3 protein-coding genes are annotated in these 1,179 nt (G+C 41.6%); all 3 read left to right on the top strand.

Annotation, left to right across the window (positions count from 1 at the left end):
- The coding region (gene lepB, locus A3735_RS06430; RefSeq protein WP_068637796.1) for a signal peptidase I at positions 1–327 on the top strand (327 nt) is incomplete at its 5' end.
- Between the two features lie 115 nt (positions 328–442).
- Positions 443–817: a DUF4845 domain-containing protein gene (locus A3735_RS06435; protein ID WP_068507892.1), complete on the top strand. Its 375-nt coding sequence runs from the start codon at positions 443–445 to the stop codon at positions 815–817.
- Positions 818–883: 66 nt separating this feature from the next.
- The coding region (locus A3735_RS06440) for a ribonuclease III family protein (protein WP_304439969.1) at positions 884–1,179 on the top strand (296 nt) is incomplete at its 3' end.

Below are 1,179 nucleotides of genomic sequence, written 5' to 3' on the forward strand. Positions count from 1 at the left end.
AAGCAGTTATGGATCAACGGTGAGCTTGTCGAAGAGAAACTGTTAGCGAATTTACCTGGGCGCAAACTGTTTGAAGAGACTTTAGGCTCGGTTAAGCATAAGCTGTATGAGCATAAAGCGCAGCTAAATAGAGGTGCTGAAGGTTACTGGGAGATTCCTGAGGGCTCGTATTTTATGGTTGGAGATAACCGGGATAACAGTAATGATAGCCGCTTTTGGGGCGTTGTTCCTGACCACCTGGTTGTCGGAAAAGCCTTTGCGATATGGATGCATTGGCCAAAGTTCTTCTCCATACCTAGTTTTTCGCGTGTTGGTGCTATCGAATAAAGTTTAAGACTTTTGTTTAGCGAGTAGGCAATATCCGTATATTGAACAATACTATTATAAATGTCCTGCTTCTTGGCAGCGCAACGATTCAAATAGATTAACGATGAGGTTATACATGCGTACTGATTCTCGGCAAAAGGGTGCTTCGATGCCAGTGGTCCTGCTTTTTTTGGGTATGGCTGCGATTATTTTAACAATTGCTTTCAAGCTTTACCCCGCGTTTTATGAGCATTGGCAAATTGCATCTGTACTCGAATCTTATGATAAAGAAGTTGATTTAGAAGGGATGTCTGCTGGTGAGCTGGAAACAAACTTCCAAACCCGCTTGTTAACTAACAATGTCCGTACCTTTGATGTTAAGGAAGGCTTCTATGCTGAAGTTACAGATGAAAGTGTTTATATCTCGGTAGAGTATGAAGTTCGCATTCCGATTTATAGCAACATAGATGCAGTGGTCTCCTTCGAAGAGTCTATAGAGAAAAAGTTTTAGTTTAGAGTTATTTATCACCGTCTTTTTTGGAAAAGGCTTGAGCAAAGTTTGGAAAAATTAGTCCCTATGAAACAAAATCGCTTGAGTGCGCTTGAACGAAAAATTGGTTATGCGTTCAAAGATCAAAGCCTGCTAGATTTAGCGTTAACGCATCGTAGCTTTAAAGGTGCGAACAATGAACGCCTGGAGTATTTAGGGGATGCCATACTTAGCTTTGTTATTGCTGAATATCTGTTTCAACACTTCTCGTCTGCAAAAGAAGGTCAGCTAAGCCGTTTGCGCTCTTTGTTGGTAAAAGGGGTAACGCTGGCAGAGATTGGTAAAGAATTTAAGCTAGGCGACTATTTGAACTTAGGGGGCGG

The sequence above is a fragment of the Oleiphilus sp. HI0061 genome (assembly GCF_001635675.1).